Origin of the sequence: Vibrio bivalvicida (assembly GCF_001399455.2) — a bacterium.
Classification (GTDB): domain Bacteria; phylum Pseudomonadota; class Gammaproteobacteria; order Enterobacterales; family Vibrionaceae; genus Vibrio; species Vibrio bivalvicida.
The window spans coordinates 1-20,781 of the sequence record NZ_LLEI02000013.1; the positions used below are offsets into that span (position 1 = coordinate 1).

Here is a 20,781-nt window from a genome sequence, read left to right on the forward strand (position 1 = left end):
CATCGTATAAGGAGGTGATCCAGCCCCAGGTTCCCCTAGGGCTACCTTGTTACGACTTCACCCCAGTCATGAACCACAAAGTGGTAAGCGTTCTCCCGAAGGTTAAACTACCTACTTCTTTTGCAGCCCACTCCCATGGTGTGACGGGCGGTGTGTACAAGGCCCGGGAACGTATTCACCGTGGCATTCTGATCCACGATTACTAGCGATTCCGACTTCATGGAGTCGAGTTGCAGACTCCAATCCGGACTACGACGCACTTTTTGGGATTCGCTCACTATCGCTAGCTTGCTGCCCTCTGTATGCGCCATTGTAGCACGTGTGTAGCCCTACTCGTAAGGGCCATGATGACTTGACGTCGTCCCCACCTTCCTCCGGTTTATCACCGGCAGTCTCCCTGGAGTTCCCGACATTACTCGCTGGCAAACAAGGATAAGGGTTGCGCTCGTTGCGGGACTTAACCCAACATTTCACAACACGAGCTGACGACAGCCATGCAGCACCTGTCTCAGAGTTCCCGAAGGCACACCTGCATCTCTGCTGGCTTCTCTGGATGTCAAGAGTAGGTAAGGTTCTTCGCGTTGCATCGAATTAAACCACATGCTCCACCGCTTGTGCGGGCCCCCGTCAATTCATTTGAGTTTTAATCTTGCGACCGTACTCCCCAGGCGGTCTACTTAACGCGTTAGCTCCGAAAGCCACGGCTCAAGGCCACAACCTCCAAGTAGACATCGTTTACGGCGTGGACTACCAGGGTATCTAATCCTGTTTGCTCCCCACGCTTTCGCATCTGAGTGTCAGTATCTGTCCAGGGGGCCGCCTTCGCCACTGGTATTCCTTCAGATCTCTACGCATTTCACCGCTACACCTGAAATTCTACCCCCCTCTACAGTACTCTAGTCTGCCAGTTTCAAATGCAATTCCGAGGTTGAGCCCCGGGCTTTCACATCTGACTTAACAGACCACCTGCATGCGCTTTACGCCCAGTAATTCCGATTAACGCTCGCACCCTCCGTATTACCGCGGCTGCTGGCACGGAGTTAGCCGGTGCTTCTTCTGTCGCTAACGTCAAATGATGCTGCTATTAACAACACCACCTTCCTCACGACTGAAAGTACTTTACAACCCGAAGGCCTTCTTCATACACGCGGCATGGCTGCATCAGGCTTGCGCCCATTGTGCAATATTCCCCACTGCTGCCTCCCGTAGGAGTCTGGACCGTGTCTCAGTTCCAGTGTGGCTGATCATCCTCTCAGACCAGCTAGGGATCGTCGCCTTGGTGAGCCATTACCTCACCAACTAGCTAATCCCACCTGGGCATATCCTGACGCGAGAGGCCCGAAGGTCCCCCTCTTTGGCCCGAAGGCATTATGCGGTATTAGCCATCGTTTCCAATGGTTATCCCCCACATCAGGGCAATTTCCCAGGCATTACTCACCCGTCCGCCGCTCGACGCCGTTAACGTTCCCCGAAGGTTCAGTTAACTCGTTTCCGCTCGACTTGCATGTGTTAGGCCTGCCGCCAGCGTTCAATCTGAGCCATGATCAAACTCTTCAATTTAAGATTTTGTTCGGCTCAATGAATACTGACTTCAAAACTACTGTGTAATTTTAAAGCTATTATCGTTCCAACAGAACGATAATGAATTGACTGTGCTCGATAACCGAAGTTATCAAATTGGTCACTCAGTTCATTGAAACCTAATTTGTTTCCGAAGAAACTAATTGGATTATCATCAACGAGTGCCCACACAGATTGATAGGTTTATATTGTTAAAGAGCTTCGTTTTGGGCTCTGCTCAAAACGGACGGCCATTTTATCGAGATAACTTCTAGTGTCAAACACTTTTTTCGTTATTTCTTCGAAAGTTAATGCTTAACTTTCACCGCCTCGGTTGTCATTACTCTTCAGCTCGGTTTCCCGTGACAACGGAGGCGCATTATAGAGAGTTAGCTTCGAAGCACAAGGGTTAAATTAAAAAAAAGTGGCCACTTCAGGCCGTTCGGTCAGCAAACGACCAATAAGTCTAAAAAGAACGCAAAAGAGCCCTAAATTGGGCTCTTTTAAACATTCAATGAATGAAATTATTGGTGTGCAATAATCTGATCATTGTTGACTAGCAGTTTAACTGGTTTGTCTGGTATCACTTTTCCAGCCAGAATTGCTTTGGCTAATGGGTTTTCTACGCTCTGCTGAATCGCTCGCTTAAGCGGTCTAGCACCAAAAACAGGATCGAAGCCGACTTGAGCAATCACATCTAGTGCCTTTTCAGACACATCAAGTGAATAACCTTTTTCTTCCATTCTCTTCGATAAACGCGTTAATTGAATAGACGCAATCAACTTGATGTGGTCTTGGCCTAGTGGGTGGAACACGACACTTTCATCGACACGGTTAAGAAACTCTGGGCGGAAATGCTTGCTTACCACGTCCATGACTTGCTCTTTCATACCCAAATAATCAACAGAACCGAAATTTTCCTGAATCCGAGTAGAGCCTAAGTTAGAGGTCATAATGACAACGGTATTGCGGAAGTCGACCGTTCGCCCCTGCCCATCAGTTAGGCGACCATCATCTAATACTTGTAACAAGATATTGAATACGTCTGGATGCGCCTTCTCCACTTCATCAAGTAAGATTACCGAGTATGGCTTACGGCGAACCGCTTCAGTTAAGTAGCCCCCTTCTTCATAACCGACATAACCTGGAGGTGCGCCGACTAAACGAGCGACAGAGTGTTTTTCCATAAACTCTGACATATCGATACGTACCATCGCATCTTCACTATCAAACATAAAGCTGGCTAATGTTTTACATAGCTCAGTTTTACCGACTCCTGTTGGCCCTAAGAACAGGAAAGAGCCTATAGGCTGATTTGGATCAGATAGACCAGCTCGACTTCGACGGATTGCATTTGCGACAACTTCTACCGCTTCAGTTTGCCCAATGACACGTTTGTGTAGGACATCTTCCATACGCAGTAGTTTTTCTTTCTCCGCTTCAAGCATCTTAGAAACTGGAATCCCAGTTTGCTTAGAGAGTACATCAGCGATTTCGTTATCTGTGACCTTATTACGTAACAGAGTCATTTCTTGCATTTCAGCTTGGGTAGCAAGGTCTAGCTGTTTCTCTAGTTCCGGAATTCGGCCGTATTGAAGCTCTGACATTCGATTGAGATCACCTGCGCGACGGGCAAACTCCATATCCATACGAGCTTGCTCCAGCTCAGACTTTATGTGCTGAGTGCCCGACAGCGCTGCTTTCTCGGCGTTCCAAACCTCTTCTAACTCAGCAAAGGCACGTTCTTTTTCTGTCAATTCATCGTTTAAGATAGTTAAGCGCTTCTCACTCGCATCATCATGTTCATTGGTCAATGCTTGCTGCTCGATCTTAAGTTGAATGATCTTGCGCTCTAACTTATCTAAAGATTCTGGTTTTGAATCGATCTGCATACGAATGCTTGAAGCCGCCTCATCAATAAGGTCAATGGCTTTATCCGGAAGCTGACGATCCGAAACATAGCGATGTGACAAGCTTGCCGCTGCGACAATCGCAGGATCGGTTATCTCTACATGATGGTGGAGTTCATAGCGTTCCTTCAAACCACGCAAGATAGCGACTGTATCTTCAACGCTAGGTTCATCGACAATCACTTTTTGGAAGCGACGCTCTAATGCTGGGTCTTTCTCTAAATATTGACGATATTCATCAAGAGTTGTGGCACCAACACAATGAAGCTCACCACGAGCAAGGGCAGGTTTAAGCATGTTACCTGCATCCATTGAGCCTTCGCCTTTACCCGCACCAACCATGGTATGAATTTCGTCGATAAAGAGGATGATATTGCCCTCTTCTTTAGATAACTCATTGAGTACCGACTTAAGGCGTTCTTCAAACTCACCTCGATATTTAGCCCCCGCAACTAACGCCCCCATATCTAAGGAGAGTACTCGACGACTGCGTAGACCTTCAGGTACTTCATTATTAACGATTCGTTGAGCAAGACCTTCCACAATCGCAGTTTTACCCACGCCAGGTTCACCAATGATAACGGGGTTATTTTTAGTACGTCGTTGTAAGACTTGAATCGTACGGCGAATTTCGTCATCACGTCCAATGACGGGGTCGAGTTTCCCTTGCTCTGCTCGCTCGGTCAGATCAATGGTGAATTTCTCTAGCGCTTGGCGAAGCTCCTCTGCATTTGGATCATTCACTTTTTGCCCACCGCGCACTTTATCTATTGCTTCAGAAACATTAGCCTCAGTTAAGCCCAGTTCTTTTAAAAGTGAGCCTAGTGGACCTCTATCTTCTAGCGCCGCGAGCAGGAACACTTCAGAGGAGATATATGAATCTTGACGTTTCTGTGCCACTTTGTCGCACAAATTAAACATGGTGCCCATAGCGCTAGATAACTGAACATCCCCACCAATACCGCTTACCTTGGGCAGTCGGTCGAGAATTTCGCTTAACTTAGAGCGCAAGTGAGTCACATCAACGTTGAGCATAGTCAAAAGAGGGCGAACCGGGCTGCCGTTTTGATCCATCAGTGCCACCATTAAATGCACTGGCTCTATATATTGATGATCACGGCCTAATGCCAATGATTGAGCGTCAGATATTGCGATTTGGAATTTGCTAGTAAATCTGTCAAGACGCATAACTACCTTCCTACCTCAACTGAGAAAAATTAACTAATCAGTATGAAAGATGGATACGCTAGAGGTAATTTTCAAGGGGACGATACCTGTTTCCACTATGAAAACAGACGATTAATTTTCTATCCAGATAAAAGTTGCTTGGCGCCCAGTAACTCCATCACGGCGATAAGAGTAAAAACGCTCTGCATCTGAGTAAGTACAAAGGTTACTGTAATAAACTTGACTCACTCCGGCGCGTTGTAGCCTTTGAGTAATCAATTGATTCATGTCAGCTAGCCATTTGCCTTGCAGCTCACGTGGAGCAAATGCTGCCATGGCACCAGTATCTACAGATACAAATGCATCGACAACATCTTTCCCAACTTCAAACACCTGAGATCCAATGGCTGGACCAATCCAAGCCATCACTTCACCGTCAAACTTTTCAAGCGCATTTTCAACAATACCACTGGCTAGGCCGCGCCATCCAGCATGTACTGCCGCCACTTGCGTTCCCTGTACATTAGTAAGCAAAACCGGCAAACAATCTGCGGTCATGGCAGAACACACCACCCCAGAACTTTGAGTAAAGACTCCATCAGCATCTAAAACGAGAGCTGTTGGGGCTTTAATTTCTTCTACGACAGAAGAGTGAGTTTGATTCAACCAAACTGGCGCACTTGGCAATTTTGCTTGCTCTATGAGCCACTGACGATTTTGTTCCACCTTTGAGATCTCGTCCCCAACATGCATACCTAGGTTCAAACCTTGATACACACCAGTAGAAAAGCCATCCACTCGTGTTGAAGAGAAGGCTTTTATCTGTTTTGCTACGGGCCAGTTAGGAACGATCATCTCCATGAAACTAAAACTCGTCTTCTAATCCGTGTTCGCGGGTGTCTTGGCGAAGCGCTTCAGCCATTTCTACCATGTCATCTGGCACCGGCGCATGAAACTCCACTTCTTCACCAGTAATCGGATGCTCAAACTTAAGCATGACAGCATGCAGAGCCTGACGGTCAAAAGAGCGGATGTGCTCTGCCAACTCTTGCGAAGCACCACTAGGTATGCGAGCGCGACCACCATATGCGGTGTCACCTAATAGAGGATGCTGCAGGTAAGACATATGAACACGGATCTGGTGAGTACGACCTGTTTCAAGGCGCAAACGAATGCGAGTGTGCTCGCGAAAATGCTCTGCTACTCGGTAATGAGTAATAGCAGGCTTACCCATAGGGCTGACTGCCATTAGCGTTCGCTTAGTAGAGTGACGTCCAATAGGCTGTTCAACTCGACCACCAGCCGTCATACGACCAATTGCAATTGCTTCATACTCACGAACAAAGTTGCGCTTTTTCTGTAATGCACGAACGAGGCGTGTTTGAGCAGGAACCGTCTTGGCTACCACCATCAAACCCGTTGTATCTTTATCAAGACGGTGCACAATACCTGCACGCGGTACTTCAGCGATATCCGGGTAATGATGCAACAATGCGTTCAACACTGTTCCATCTGGTGTACCTGCGCCTGGGTGGACCACAAAACCGCGCGGTTTATTGATCACCATAATATCGTCATCTTCATAAACGATATCAAGAGGGATATCTTGCGCTTCCCAACGCTCTTCATCTTCAAGTTCCGCTTGCAGAGTAATCTCTTCACCGCCCATTACTTTGGTACGTGGCTTAGTGATGACTTCTCCGTTTACTTGAACGTTACCATTCAAAAGCCACTCTTTGAGGCGAGAACGGGAGAAGTCGGCGAATAATTCGGCGATAGCTTGGTCTAAACGCTGACCTAATTGGCTATCTTTTACTGTATTTGTTAATTCAATCTGCTGAGCCATATCGAACTTTTTTTAAAAATGTGAGACTAATTGCCACTACTGTGGAAAAATATACTATTTGGACATTGTATCTGTTACACGGTAGAAAGTAACGGAAGCAATAGAAATATTTATCTCAAGGAATCGAATCCTGACATGAAAAAGCATACTTTATCTGGCTTGTTGGCATTATCTGTACTGGTAGGCTGCTCTAGCAGCGAAGAAGTTGTGCCAGATGTGCCACCATCTGAGCTTTACTCAGAAGCACAGGTTTCGCTCCAAAGTGGCAACTGGCTGACAGCAATTAGCAAACTGGAAGCGCTAGATTCTCGCTACCCGTTTGGTGCTTACTCAGAGCAGGTGCAACTTGACCTCATTTACGCGTACTACAAAAACGACGATTTAGCCTTAGGTTTAGCAACGATTGAACGCTTTATGCGCCTTAACCCAACCCATGAAAAACTAGATTGGGTATTGTATATGCGTGGCCTTACGCATATGGCGCAAGATCGTAACTTTATGCACGACGTGTTTAACATGGATCGTAGCGATCGCGATCCTGAACCGGTTAAGAAAGCATTTGCTGACTTTAAAAAGCTACTAGAGCGATACCCAACTAGTCCTTATGCTGAAGATGCGCAAAAACGTATGTATGCACTTAAGAATCGCTTAGCGAATTATGATTTGGCTACCGCTGATTTTTATCTCCGCCGTGAAGCTTGGATTGCCGCAATCAATCGCACTCAAGAGCTACAGAAAACTTACCCAGATACAGAAGCCGCACGTAAATCTTTAGAGATTCAACTCGAAGCCTACCAACAGCTTGGACTTGAAGATGCAGTTAAGCGAACGGAAGAACTGATAGAACTCAATCCAGAGTAACTTGCTAATTTAATAGAAAAAGCGCCTTCACATTTGAAGGCGCTTTTTGTATCCCTTCTTGGCACCTGTACCATTTAGCAACTACATTTTAATCAATATTGATTAGAGGTTAGTCATGCTGCGATCCTTTGTTTCGATCTTATTATTAGCACTTTCATTTCAATGCGCCCACGCTCTTTCATTGTCGCCATTGAAAAAGCAGCCATACTTTGGTGACCTTCCCGTACTCGAAAAGAAAGGAGTCATAAGAGTCCTAGTCGCTGCTGACTTGGGCTTCTACTATGTTGAAGGAGGTAAACCCAAAGGTATACTTGCTGAGCTTCTATACCATTTCGAAAAAGAGCTGAGACAGCGTTCCTCGTATTTTAACCTGCAAGTAATTCCGGTCCATCGCGACGAATTACTCCCATCTCTTGAACAAGGCTACGGAGACTTAGCCGTTGCCAACCTAACCATTACTCAATCTAGGCGAGAAAAAATCGACTTTAGTGCACCTGTTTTGAAAGGTGTTCAAGAGCTACTTATCACCCATAATGCCATCGAACCTATTACCTCTTTGCACCAATTAAGTGGTCAAGAAATCTGGGTACGAGCAAGCTCAAGCTATTTCGAGAGTTTGCAGAAACTCAACAAGGAATTAGACAGGAAATCGTTGCAACCCGTAACAATTCGATTTATTGAAGAAACCTTACAAGACTATGAACTGGTTGAGATGGTTAACCAAGGACATATTCCCGCCACCATACTCGATAGCCACAAAACAGAGCTGTGGCTAAAGGTCATGGAGAACATTCAAATTCACGCACAGATTCCTTTACGTGCAGAAGGACAGATCGCTTGGGCGATGCGAAAAAACAGTCCTAAACTCGAGTCCTTCGTTAATCAATACCTCAAGAACTATCGCTCAGGCACCTTACTTGGCAATGTTATCTATGGTAAATACCTTGGTAACACGACATGGCTTAAGCGCATTTTGAATCCCAACCACATCAATAAACTTGAATCCCTGACCCCAATATTTGAGCTGTACTCAGACCAATACAGTTTCGATTCTTTAATGATTTCTGCCCAAGGTTTTCAGGAGTCAGGGCTCGATCAGAGTAAGGTATCCCACAAAGGTGCAGTAGGAGTGATGCAAGTTCTGCCAAGTACTGCAAAAGATCCCAACGTCAATATTCCGGATATTTACCAAGTCGATAACAACATTCATGCGGGTGTAAAGTACATGCGATTTATTAAAGATCGCTATTTTAGTCAGCCCGATATCATGCCAGAAGATCAGGTCTACTTCTCACTTGCAGCCTATAACGCTGGTCCTGCAAATATCCGAAAAATGCGCCGTCTTGCACAGCAAAATGGTTACGACCCCAACAAGTGGTTTCGCAATGTAGAAATCATGGCCCGTAGAAATATTGGAAGAGAGCCCGTTCACTATGTGTCTAACATTAATCGCTACTTTATCATCTACAAACAACTCAATTCTTTGAAACTGTTAAGAGAAAATCAGGCAGCGCGCAACACTGCGAAAGAACGATAAAACTACAATTCCATAAAGGTAAAAACAGCGGAAATGAGGCCAGAATAGGAAATGGAATTTAATTCACATTTTTCAGATGATTAATTTGCAATCAAGTGTTTTTATCAGGTCGTACAAAGCCCCTAAAAAACAGTTGAATTTTAGCTGGTTACCTCTACCAATCTAATGAGATTTTTTACTGACACAAGCTTTTTCGACTCCCTATCGGTAGACTATTTGAGATAGATCACGTTTAATTTCAATGCCTAAAAACACCCGCCAAAGAGTGATGCAAATCACATTATTTTACCCTTGGATACGTAATCTGGAGTTAACCCATGAGGGATGACACAGAGGAAAACATTTATGAAAGTAAACATCACTGGTAAAAATATCGACATCACCTCTGCAATCCGCAATCACATTGAGAGCAAGTTTAAAAAACTAGAAAAGTGGCAAGTAGACATTATTGGTTGTCAGGCAACCTTTAGCGAGGAGCCAAATAAACAGAAGAAATTTGAAGCTGTGATTACCGTACCGAAAGGACAACTAATTGCCTCTGCTACTCACGAAGATTTATACGCTGCCGTTAACGAGGTAGAACAGAAACTAGAACGTCAGCTAAACAAACTACGTCACAAGCCAGAAGCACGTCGTACTGATAAACCAGAGCTTGAAGAAGAAGTAGAATAAAAACAAAATAAGAGGTTTATAAAAATAGCGCCAATTGGCGCTATTTTTTTGCTTGACGCCCCATAACCTGTTGCTTATTGTGTTCAAGGATTTACTACTTAGTTGATTAATATGCACCAACCTACACTGTTCTTTTTCGACTTATTTTTTCTCCACTAAGCTTGGAGGCTCTCTCGTTTTCGAAAGATAAGTCAAAAACGAACAGAAAGCCTCCCAAAGGGAGGCTTTTTTTATAAGGAATACCAGGATGACTGACCAAAAATACTCACTTGAAGAAATACGACAGCGTTTAAATGAACTGGATGACCAACTACTCCAGTTGTTATCTGAGCGTCGCCAAATGAGTATTGAAGTAGCGAAAAGCAAAGTACAAACCTCTAAACCGGTACGCGATGCCGATCGTGAACAACAACTGTTAGTCAAGCTCATTAATAATGGTCATCAAAAATACCAACTTGATGCTCAGTACATCACCAAGTTATTCCATACCATTATTGAAGACTCAGTGCTTCTTCAACAGTCTTACCTGCAAAACTTAGCTAATCCTGAATTGAGCCGTAAGCCGCTTGCTCGTGTCGCTTTCCTTGGTGCAAAAGGTTCATACTCGCACCTGGCAAGTCGTGAGTACTTTAGCCGTAAGAACACGGAACTCATCGAGTTAAACTGCGAACACTTTAAGGAAGTGACACATACCGTTGAGTCGGGCCATGCCGATTTTGGTGTGTTACCAATCGAGAATACCAGCTCGGGCTCGATCAACGAAGTCTACGACCTACTTCAGCACACCACGCTCTATATCGTTGGTGAGCTAACTCTCCCGATTGAGCACTGCTTAGTTGCCACGTCAGAGCTACGCTTAGAAGAGATCAAGACACTCTATTCACACCCTCAACCCCATGCTCAATGCAGTGAGTTTTTGAGCAAACTTGATGGCGTGAAGCTTGAGTCTTGCGCAAGCACAGCAGACGCGATGCAGAAAATCAAGCAAATGAATCGCTCTGATGTCGCAGCAATTGGTAATGCATCGAGTGGCAAGCTTTACGGCTTGCAGCCGATCCAGAGCAATATTGCTAATCAGACAGAAAACCACACTCGCTTTATCGTGGTTGCACGCAAGCCTGTCGAGGTATCAGCGCAAATCCCAGCAAAGACCACCTTGATTATGTCGACATCACAGCAAGCAGGTTCACTAGTTGAAACGCTATTGGTTCTGCAACGTTATGGTATCAACATGACCAAACTTGAGTCGCGCCCAATCATGGGCAACCCTTGGGAAGAGATGTTCTATGTAGACCTAGAAGCTCACCTCGACTCACAAGCAATGCAACAAGCGCTTCATGAACTTACTAAGATCACAAAACATCTTAAAGTTCTTGGCTGCTATCCAAGTGAAAATGTGAAACCGACGCAAGTAAAACTGCAATAAATATATCTACATAGCTCAAATAAATACCACTTAGTAGCTGACACAATTTATTAATATTCTTAATATCGCAGGATATTTAGTTGCATATTAGTGTTGTGTCGGCCCTTATTAAACTGACTCTGATAAGCAGTATATTTCTGATTTATCTTATAAGGTACCTCTTAGTCAGTATGAGAGCTTCGTTCTTATCTTTACTCGCCCTATTCAACTCAACCGTTAGCGCTCAAGAAACAGGACTGAATATCTACATGTGGGAAGATACACTCTCACCAAATGTTCGTTCCGATTGGGAAAGTACGTCTGGCGCATCACTTACACTCTCTCACTTTGACAATGATGATGAACGTAGCTTGTTGATGATGAAGAGTATTCAGTTACCCTTTGATGTAGTGGTCTTGGACAATGTCTCGGCACAAATCTATGGACGTCTTGGCTCATTTGAAGACTTATCCGAACTAAAAAATCGTTCAAACAACGATCCAAAATGGAATCGAGCATGTGGTCAATATGCTGTGCCTTATTTCTGGGGAACGGTTGGGATTGCTTATCGAAAAGATAAAATCAGCCAACCACCGGCAACTTGGCAAGAATTTGTAGATCCTCCCATAGAGCTGTTTGGCAAGATTGGTATGATCAACGACAGTGTGGAAAGTTTCCTACCCGTCTTATACAGCCTAGGAATTTCACCAGCAACAGAAGACCCTAAACAGCTACAAGCAGCTTATCCTGCCATGATTAAATTTAGCGAAAAGGTTCTAACTTACGAGTACATTCTGAGCTACGTTCGTAGCCAAGAAAATATCAATCAAATGCAAATGACGCTGGCCTACAGCGGAGACCAATACTCATTAAACCGCTCGTTCCAACAAGACAAATGGGACTACGTGATACCTGAAGGTGAGCTATTTCTTTGGGTAGACTGTTTGGCGATCACCAGTCATTCAGAAAAGAAAGAGCAAGCATTTGCCTTTTTAGAGTACCTTATGTCTCCCAAAGTGGCTGCAACAAATGCAATCGATATCAAAGCCGCTACTCCGAATTTAAGTGCAACGAAACTATTGCCCGATTGGTACTTAAATGATGCATCATTGTTCCCACCTGCAGAAAGAATTAAAAACGCACGCATAGATAGCGAGCTCTCTGCAGAAAATATAAGCCTAAGAGCAAAAATAATTAACCAAATACTTAAACGTCATGAAGCTAAACACTAGAGTATTATTACTCGTTGCGCCTGTCATTCTGTTGAGTGCTGTTATCTCTAGCTATAGCATCTACTTCAATCAAAAAGACGCACTGATAAAGCGCGAGCAAAGTTATCTTCAACTCTCAATGGAAAAACTCGCTGGTCACTTTCGTCAATCAATGGCTTTGATCAATAGCTACTCTCTGACTTTAACCAAAAGCGATATTATCCGTCACTACTTTGGCCAGCCAGAGAACCCTTATCGAGAGATGAAATTAATAGACAACCTGCAAACCACCATCGAAAACCTGCAGCCTAGTAAGCAGGATGACATTGCGGTGGCTATCGTCGACAGTCAGCACAGAGTACGCTTTTATGCTGACAACCAAAACGACCCCTTTTCGGCACTGGATGACAATGTTCGTCAATACGTACAGTACACTTATAAAACAACTGGGCAGATGAGCCATACTGGGTTTGCTAAAAGTTATCAGGGTCAAAATATCCTCATACGCTATGATGTTCTAGATGACAGCACACTGGTCTCTCCACTTAGCTATAACAAAGATCAGGTGTTCTTTATTGTTGTTTCTCTCTCGTTGGAGAAGTTTGATCAGCTAAAACATATTCTTGAGTTCGACAACGACAGCAGTATCTTTTTCTCTGCAACGCCGATTATCAAATCGGGCCTAACGCAATCAGTGGAACTCATGTCAGGCTTATACGCAGTCCTCGATCCTGCGCAATATCTTACAACACAGAAGCTGGCAAAGATCGAACAGCGGCTCATGTTGTCATTTGGGGCCTCATCTTTAGTGACTGTGCTGATTCTTTTGTTCTTACTTTACCGCCATGTTATTCAACCGATTACGCACCTTGATCGCCAATTGAGAGAAGTCGAACTGCGTAAACGCGCCAATATTGAAAAACTTGAAAGCGACCATGAAATTGGCCGTTTGTCAGTGCGTTTCTATGACATGTATAAAGAACTCAACTCTAGCTATCAAAAAACCAAAGCGATGGCCGAAAATGACCACCTAACCCAGCTTGCTAATCGCTACCAGTTTCAGATCTACGTTGAGCGTACCTTGGCCAATAAATTTAACTACAGCCACGCTTGGATTTTGTATATCGACCTAGATAATTTCAAGTATGTGAATGACAAATATGGTCATCACGTCGGTGACTCTTTACTGGTTAACTTTGCCGAACACATCAAAACACTCAGCTTAGAAAGCGAGTTTAAATATGGAATAAAATCACTGGCTTCTAGATTGTCTGGCGATGAGTTCGCCATCTTTATTGCCACAAATAAGGCAGGTACTTTCGCCGATGTGTTAGCTCAGTCCGTATTGGACCCGATTCAGAATCATACCAATGCCTCTATTGGTCGTTTCCCAATTACTGCGAGTATTGGTATCGCCTCTTACCCTGACGATGGAGTGGATTTAGCCAAACTGCTCTCTCATGCAGATACCGCCATGTATCAAGCTAAACGAGCTGGCAAAAACCAAATAGCCCATTATTCCAAAGAACTGGATGAAATTGTTCGTCGACGCACTCAAGTAGAACGTGCTTTACGAAAAGGCGATCTAGAAAATGAGTTTACATTACTCTATCAGCCTTACTATGATCGTGCAGGTAAGAAGCTCAAAGGGGTTGAAGCGCTACTTCGATGGGACTCGCCTAAATTGGGCAAAGTAACCCCTAGTGAGTTCATTCCAATTTCAGAACAAATTGGCCTATTTGGCACCATTGACCGCTGGGTTATTAGACAGGCATTTATTGACTTCCAACAGCTACAAGAATGCTTTGATAGTCCAGTCCAACTATCGATTAACTTATCGTCTGCAGAGCTAGACTCTTTACAACTTGCGGCGGATATTCAGACATTGATGGATCAGTATCCAATTCAACCACATTTGATCGATTTTGAAATTACCGAAACTTTCGCCTCAGACTCACAAAGTTATCAACTCCTTCATGAACTGGCTCAAATGGGCTTTAAATTAACCATTGATGATTTTGGGTCTGGCTATACCTCTATTACTCAGTTAGTAGAGTATCCTGTACAGAAGATTAAATTTGACCGCGAATTCTTAGAAACCTTGATTAAAACTAATAATCATCAGGTAGTGAAACCTCTGGTTGACCTTTGCCACTCGCAATCTATGATGGTGACCGCGGAAGGGATTGAATCTGAAGAGATGCATCGCTGGCTTGCAGAGAATAAATGTGACTATATGCAGGGTTATCATTTATCTCCACCGCTTTCACTTACGCAATTGAGTTTTATCTACACAGACCCTAAAGGAAATATCCATGCCGGAGAAGACGGTTATTGTAGCGTCGCTTAATCCCGCTAAGATCAACGCGGTGAAAAGTGCATTTGAAGCCACATTCCCTCTGCAAACATTTCATTTTTCTGGAGTGAGTGTCGACAGTGGGGTCGCTGATCAGCCGATGACGAATGAAGAGACTCATGCAGGCGCGCTCAACCGCGTCGCTAACGCAAAAGCAGAGCACCCAAATGCAGACTACTATGTAGGCTTAGAGGCTGGCATTGAAGGCACTGTCACCTTCGCTTGGATGGTCATTGAATCACAAACCCAACGTGGTGAATCTCGTTCGGCAAGTCTAATGTTGCCACCAGTAGTCATCGACAAGCTTCAGCACGCTAATGAACTTGGAGATGTCATGGACGAAGTCTTCGGTACAGAGAATATCAAACAGAAAGGTGGCGCAATAAGTTTGCTCACTCACGATTTGCTCACCCGCAGCTCAGTCTACCATCAAGCGTTAATACTGGCCTTGATTCCGTTTGCCAACCCTGAGCATTTCCCTGCGAATCTATAGAAAGAAATAAGGATGCCTCAGCATCCTTATTTTGTTTCTAGTAGAGAGGCAATTTGTTGTTTTTCACCTTCACTTTTTGACTTAAGCTCATTTGAGCCGCGAGTGATGGTTGCAATACCAACACCTAGCATTTGGCTAATCTGTCTTTGCGACAACTCACCTTTTAGCAATTCACGAAAAATATTGACTCGTGCCACAAGCGCTTCACGCTCATCTGGTGTCAATAACATGGTCAGCAGCATCTGGTGTTGCTGCGACTCTGTACTATGTTCAATCAGGTCTAAGATCTGTTGCCACTCTTTATACTCAGGTTCCAAAGACATCTATTCGGTGCTCGCTAATATTTCGCGTTCAGCTCATGCGGATTTAAGAAGGCTCCATCAACACCGAGTACCTCACGATAATAGGTTTCAAACATCAGAATGTTTTGTACATATCCGCGAGTTTCTTTAAACGGAATTGCCTCGATAAACGCATAAGCATCTAGTTTTCCTTGCGTTCTTTCACGCCAAGTTTTCACTCGATGAGGTCCTGCATTATACGCAGCTAACGCGAAAATTCGATTGTTATCGTAGCGTTTGAGTAAGCCGTCGAGATAGTGACTGCCTATCTCAATGTTCTTACCTACTTGGTAAAGGTCTTTGTACCCTTGATAATCAATCTTATATTTTTTCGCGGTATACTTCGCCGTCGATGGCATGATTTGCATAATTCCGCGCGCGCCAACTGGCGATCTCGCTTCAATATCGAGTGCGCTTTCTTGCCTAGCGAGAGACATTAAGGTTATCGGATCTATGCTGTGTTTATCTCCGTAGAAGTTAAACCACCAGCGATGGGCCACTGGGAAACGAACAGCTAAGTTATCCCACATTTTTGCCTGAATACTCGCGGCCACCGTCAAGTGATGCCAGCCTTTAAATGAAGCAAATGCTGCTAGCATCTCTTTTTGTGACTTTTCCGCTCGCTGCAACAACCAACGCCATTCACTTTTCGCTGCGGCGATTTTGTCGCGGTCGATTAACTCTTCGATACGTAACAACTCTACACGATACTGTTTAATCATGTCTTGGTTGAGCGCAATTACTGAAGTTGGATATTCGATAGAACGCTTAAGTTCTTTTGCAGCAGCAACACTATAGAAGTTGCGTTGACCGATAAGGGATTCCATCCGTTTCTGACCTGATTGGCGGTCGCCTTGTGCGATTTCACTGCGTCCAAGCCAGTACTGCCAACGTAAGCTTGTTTGCTTATCTTGCGGCAGCTCTGCAATCCAAAGTTCAACCCCTTGCCAATCCGCATATTGAATCGCAAGACGCACTCGGCGCTCGATCAACGGCACACTAGAAGAGGTGGAAATTTTCTTATCTCGCCACTTAGCCAACGCCCCTGAATCCGTATTAATCAAACGAAACGAAACATAATCAGCAAGATGCTGCGCCGTGGCTTTGTCGAAGTGCTGGCCCTTAACCACCCCATCGAACTGTTTCTGGGCCATTTCCACATTTTTGCGTGCCAGCTTCTTAAAAGCGAGCTTGGTTTGGGTTTGGTAAAACTCAGTGACTTTATGTTTCTTGGCAAACGCCTGAACCGATTCGGGCTTACTAAACAGTGCTTTCATTTCATCGGCTTGTCGTTTTGCGCTCGACGAATTGAGCTGCTTCTTTAGGTAATTCATCAAGCTGCCATTTCTTGCCTCAAACGCCAATAACATTCGCTCAAGCACTAGCTGGTCTGTTTTAAGCCCCGCGTTATCCCAAGCTTCAAATAGTGGGTCACAAGCATCAGCAATACTGTGCCCTGATAACCACAGTTTTTTAGCCCCAGCAAATGCTACTTTTTTGTCACCCGCTTTAGCATGAGCATTGTAGAAGTAACATTGATAGGTTTCTCCTCTTGGCTCCTCGGTTTGGAACTTCAATAGCGTCTGCCATTTGCCTTTCCTTGCCAACGCATCGATATACGGCGCTCGCATTCGATTTGAGAAAGGGAAAGAGCGATGCCCTGCAATAAATTGATCCACTTCACTAGGTGTTCGGTCACCAATATCGACCAGAAAACTACGGTAGTCGATATAAGGCGTGAGAGGATAATCCGCGATTTTAGGTCTTAGTTTTTTATACTGAGAGACTTGTTTTTCATCAAGCAATGACTGAGCTTGATCGTATAAGTCTCGCTGTTGTTGGAGTTCAAAAGCCACGGCTGATGTGGCAAAACTTGCGCTGCAAACCATCGAAGAAACAAACAAAATCGATGAAGGAATACGATGCAGCGACTTGAGAAAAGTCAGCGTCATAAGAGTCTCATCCTGAGATTAGAAATCTTTGGTGTTCCTTATTTATGCTTATTGTAATCAGCGCTGTAAAGGGTGTAGATGTAAATAATAATAAATTCACACAACTGTGACATTCAGCTTGCTTTGGGCAAACTGTTGATTAGTAATTCATCAGCAAAGTATCTCTATTTAAGAGACTCACTTTCTCTGGTAACAAACTGAGCTCGGTTAGTATAAAATAACCTTTTACGTGAATTGACTATTTAGGAACGATCGGCAATGGCTGAATACGTATATACCATGTCGCGAGTGAGCAAAATTGTGCCACCAAAGCGACAAATTCTTAAAGACATCTCTCTAAGCTTCTTCCCTGGCGCAAAAATCGGTGTTTTGGGTCTCAATGGTGCAGGTAAATCCACCCTGCTACGCATCATGGCTGGTATTGATACTGATATCGATGGTGAAGCTCGTCCGCAACCAGGCCTTAATGTCGGTTACCTACCGCAGGAACCAGTGCTGGACGAATCTAAAACGGTGCGTGAAATCGTTGAAGAAGCAGTATCCGATGTTGCAGGTGCGATGAAGCGTCTTGACGAAGTATACGCTGCTTACGCAGAACCAGATGCTGACTTCGATGCGCTAGCAAAAGAGCAAGGTGAACTTGAAGCACTAATTCAAGCGAAAGAGGGTCACAACTTAGAGAATGCTCTAGAGCGTGCTGCTGATGCACTTCGCCTTCCTGAATGGGATCAGAAGATTGAGCACCTATCTGGTGGTGAACGTCGCCGTGTCGCTATCTGTCGCCTACTTCTTTCAAAGCCAGACATGCTGCTACTCGACGAACCAACCAACCACCTGGATGCAGAATCGGTTGCATGGCTAGAACGTTTCCTAGTGGACTACACAGGTACTGTTGTGGCAATCACCCACGACCGTTACTTCTTAGATAATGCAGCTGGCTGGATTCTTGAACTTGACCGTGGTGAAGGTATTCCATGGCAAGGTAACTACACTTCTTGGCTCGAGCAGAAAGATGCGCGTCTGCAGCAAGAGGCATCTCAAGAGAAAGCACGTCAGAAAACGATTGAGAAAGAACTTGAATGGGTTCGTCAAAACCCTAAAGGTCGTCAGTCTAAATCTAAAGCACGTATGGCTCGCTTTGAAGAACTGCAAAGCGGCGATCGCCAGAAACGTAACGAAACCAACGAGCTGTTCATTCCACCAGGTGAGCGTCTAGGTGATAAGGTTGTCGAAGTAAATAACCTAACGAAATCGTTTGACGGCCGCGTACTGATTGATGATCTATCATTCAGCATGCCTAAAGGCGCTATCGTCGGTATCATCGGTGCCAACGGTGCAGGTAAGTCGACCCTATTTAAGATGTTAAGTGGAACAGAGCAACCTGATTCTGGCTCTATCGAGATGGGTGACACGGTGAAACTGGCGTCTGTCGATCAGTTCCGTGACTCTATGGATGATTCGAAAACCGTTTACCAAGAAATCTCTGAAGGTGCAGATATCATCAAGATCAACAACTTTGAGATCCCAGCTCGTGCCTACTGTTCGCGCTTTAACTTCAAAGGCTCAGATCAACAGAAAGTGATCGGTGAGTTGTCTGGTGGTGAGCGTAACCGTGTTCACCTTGCTAAGCTGCTAAAAGCGGGTGGTAATGTATTGCTACTCGATGAACCGACCAACGACCTAGACGTTGAAACACTACGAGCTCTAGAAGAAGCACTACTTGAGTTCCCTGGCTGTGCCATGGTTATCTCGCATGACCGTTGGTTCCTAGACCGTGTTGCAACACACATCATCGACTACCGCGATGAAGGTCAAGTTAACTTCTACGAAGGTAACTATACTGAATACATGGAGTGGCTGAAGAAGACTCTCGGCCCAGAGGCTGCGGAACCGCATCGCATCAAATACAAACGTATTGCTAAGTAAATACGCTTGAAATTTGTGCAAAGGCCGCTAGTATTAGCGGCCTTTATTATATAGCTCACAATACAGATAATTTCTGGTATTGATTAAAGCGAAGAATGCGAACAGCCGCGCATAGTAGCCACTTTTGTTTTGTTACTCTTATGAGTTGAAATATAGAGAGAAGATTATGATCGAACGTCGTCGTTTTTCGCGCATTGTTTATCAAACTCAAGCAACACTGACTCAAGAATCCACCGAGGTAACTGCCTTAGTGTGTGATTTATCGCTACATGGACTTCTAGCCACCAGCGAACAGTCAGACCAGCTCGATACAGATAAACAAGTAGATGTTGAATTTTCGCTTGCAGGAAGTGATGTCACGATCCAACTTGTAGGAAATATCGTTGGGCTTAATAACAATGTGATTCGTGTCAGCATTGATCATATTGATATTGAGAGTATCGGACACTTGAAGCGATTAGTTGAATTAAATGTAGGTGATGATGACCTGTTACATAGGGATATCGAACACCTCTCTGATTTAGGTGAATACACCTAAACTAACTAGTTTATGTCGAAGAAAATTACCATTTCTATCCCCGATTCATCGGGGGTACAAACTTTTGATGTTTCAAGAAAGACTCTGTTTACTTCTATAGCGGTCATCGCTGGCACCCTTATTTCAGGTGTCGGTTATGGCTACTACCAGTGGCATCAAGAACAAACCACTCAACAAAAGTACCATGCGCTCGTCGATAAGCTCAGCGAGCTTGAAGTGCTTTATGAGGAACAGGTTGATACCACTCACTCTCTTTCCCAAGAGCTGGAAGATAAGCGCAATCAAATACATGTATTGGGCAAACGCGTCTACGATGTGGAATCCGTTCTTGGTCTTGCTGATGAATCCTTAACGGATGATGCTAGCCTAGAAAACCGCATTGATGCAGCGGCAGTCGACTCTGCGGTTCGCGCTACCATGTTTCGTTTAATTCCAAACGACACACCAATGAACTACGAGCGTATTTCGTCTTCCTTTGGTCGTCGTACTAACCCAATCACAGGCAAAAGACATACCCATACCGGGATCGATCTTACCTGTAAGCGTGGTGAAGAGATTTATGCGCCTGCCGATGGCGTGATTGAAACCGTCCGACCAAGTAAAAAGGGCTTTGGCAACTTCTTAACCGTTCGCCACTCGTTTGGTTTTATGAGCTCCTATGCCCACTTGCATCAATTTAAAGTGCGTAGCGGACAGTTTGTCAGTAAAGGTGATCTGATTGCCACTTGTGGTAACTCTGGTAACTCCACTGGCCCTCATTTGCATTATGAAGTGCGCTTCCTCGGACGGGCTCTGAATCCGCAATACACCATGGACTGGACGCCAGAGAACTTTAACTATCTGTTTGAGAAAGAGAAAAAGGTAAAGTGGGCGCCACTAGTTAAACTGATTGATGATACAGTCAGGCTGCAAGTTAATTTGACCAACAACCCTTATCAAGACAGTTCTGTCAGCACGGTAAAAAACGACCAAGAGCCACAGGTTGATAATCTTACAGTGCAATAGT

Annotated in this window: 15 protein-coding genes, 1 rRNA gene and 1 other annotated feature; of the genes, 10 read left to right on the plus strand and 6 right to left on the minus strand. The window is 44.6% G+C overall.

Going from position 1 to position 20,781, the window contains the following annotated elements:
* Nucleotides 1-7 precede the first annotated feature (7 nt).
* The 4 genes from APB76_RS01365 to rluD all read right to left on the minus strand — a co-directional run bounded on the left by APB76_RS01365 (nt 8) and on the right by rluD (nt 6,483).
* Nucleotides 8-1,560: ribosomal RNA gene (locus APB76_RS01365) — 16S ribosomal RNA — on the minus strand.
* A 524-nt stretch (nt 1,561-2,084) separates the two neighbouring features.
* Entirely contained in the window at nt 2,085-4,658 is a 2,574-nt protein-coding gene (gene clpB, locus APB76_RS01370) for an ATP-dependent chaperone ClpB (protein WP_054962710.1), read from the minus strand.
* Nucleotides 4,659-4,769: 111 nt separating this feature from the next.
* A complete protein-coding gene (pgeF, locus tag APB76_RS01375; RefSeq protein ID WP_054962711.1) occupies nt 4,770-5,498 on the minus strand; it encodes a peptidoglycan editing factor PgeF in 729 nt (242 codons plus the stop codon).
* A 4-nt stretch (nt 5,499-5,502) separates the two neighbouring features.
* Entirely contained in the window at nt 5,503-6,483 is a 981-nt protein-coding gene (rluD, locus tag APB76_RS01380) for a 23S rRNA pseudouridine(1911/1915/1917) synthase RluD (RefSeq protein WP_054962712.1), read from the minus strand.
* A 135-nt stretch (nt 6,484-6,618) separates the two neighbouring features.
* Between rluD and APB76_RS01385 the strand changes: the two genes are divergently transcribed.
* From APB76_RS01385 to yjjX, 7 genes are all read left to right on the plus strand, one after another.
* Nucleotides 6,619-7,344 (plus strand): outer membrane protein assembly factor BamD, encoded by a 726-nt coding sequence (locus tag APB76_RS01385; protein WP_054962713.1) that lies wholly within the window; start codon nt 6,619-6,621, stop codon nt 7,342-7,344.
* A gap of 115 nt (nt 7,345-7,459) precedes the next feature.
* Nucleotides 7,460-8,881 (plus strand): MltF family protein, encoded by a 1,422-nt coding sequence (locus tag APB76_RS01390; protein ID WP_054962714.1) that lies wholly within the window; start codon nt 7,460-7,462, stop codon nt 8,879-8,881.
* A gap of 345 nt (nt 8,882-9,226) precedes the next feature.
* The gene (gene hpf / locus APB76_RS01395) at nt 9,227-9,553 is read left to right on the plus strand and encodes a ribosome hibernation-promoting factor, HPF/YfiA family (protein WP_054962715.1); all 327 of its coding nucleotides are present in this window, start codon (nt 9,227-9,229) and stop codon (nt 9,551-9,553) included.
* Nucleotides 9,554-9,666: 113 nt separating this feature from the next.
* Nucleotides 9,667-9,787, plus strand: a sequence feature (Phe leader region).
* A gap of 13 nt (nt 9,788-9,800) precedes the next feature.
* On the plus strand, nt 9,801-10,979 hold the full coding sequence (pheA, locus tag APB76_RS01400; RefSeq protein ID WP_049845723.1) for a prephenate dehydratase: 1,179 nt from the start codon (nt 9,801-9,803) through the stop codon (nt 10,977-10,979).
* Between the two features lie 170 nt (nt 10,980-11,149).
* A complete protein-coding gene (locus APB76_RS01405; RefSeq protein WP_054962716.1) occupies nt 11,150-12,190 on the plus strand; it encodes a polyamine ABC transporter substrate-binding protein in 1,041 nt (346 codons plus the stop codon).
* Nucleotides 12,174-14,519, plus strand: coding sequence for a putative bifunctional diguanylate cyclase/phosphodiesterase (locus tag APB76_RS01410; RefSeq protein WP_054962717.1), 2,346 nt, complete (start codon nt 12,174-12,176; stop codon nt 14,517-14,519). The genes APB76_RS01405 and APB76_RS01410 overlap by 17 nt, the downstream gene beginning before the upstream one ends.
* Nucleotides 14,485-15,018 carry an inosine/xanthosine triphosphatase gene (gene yjjX, locus APB76_RS01415; protein ID WP_049845720.1) on the plus strand — a complete coding sequence of 178 codons (534 nt, stop codon included), beginning with the start codon at nt 14,485-14,487 and terminating at the stop codon, nt 15,016-15,018. Before APB76_RS01410 ends, yjjX begins: the two co-directional genes overlap by 35 nt.
* A 26-nt stretch (nt 15,019-15,044) precedes the next feature.
* On the opposite strand, the gene trpR is transcribed toward yjjX, so the two are convergent.
* A complete protein-coding gene (gene trpR / locus APB76_RS01420; RefSeq protein WP_054962718.1) occupies nt 15,045-15,341 on the minus strand; it encodes a trp operon repressor in 297 nt (98 codons plus the stop codon).
* A 14-nt stretch (nt 15,342-15,355) separates the two neighbouring features.
* A complete protein-coding gene (gene sltY, locus APB76_RS01425; protein ID WP_054962719.1) occupies nt 15,356-17,311 on the minus strand; it encodes a murein transglycosylase in 1,956 nt (651 codons plus the stop codon).
* Between the two features lie 258 nt (nt 17,312-17,569).
* On the opposite strand from sltY, the gene ettA reads away from it, so the two are divergent.
* From ettA to APB76_RS01440, 3 genes are all read left to right on the plus strand, one after another.
* Entirely contained in the window at nt 17,570-19,237 is a 1,668-nt protein-coding gene (gene ettA, locus APB76_RS01430; protein ID WP_049845717.1) for an energy-dependent translational throttle protein EttA, read from the plus strand.
* A 166-nt stretch (nt 19,238-19,403) separates the two neighbouring features.
* On the plus strand, nt 19,404-19,775 hold the full coding sequence (locus tag APB76_RS01435; protein WP_054962720.1) for a PilZ domain-containing protein: 372 nt from the start codon (nt 19,404-19,406) through the stop codon (nt 19,773-19,775).
* Nucleotides 19,776-19,787: 12 nt separating this feature from the next.
* A complete protein-coding gene (locus APB76_RS01440) occupies nt 19,788-20,780 on the plus strand; it encodes a M23 family metallopeptidase (RefSeq protein ID WP_054962721.1) in 993 nt (330 codons plus the stop codon).
* Nucleotide 20,781: the final 1 nt, after the last annotated feature.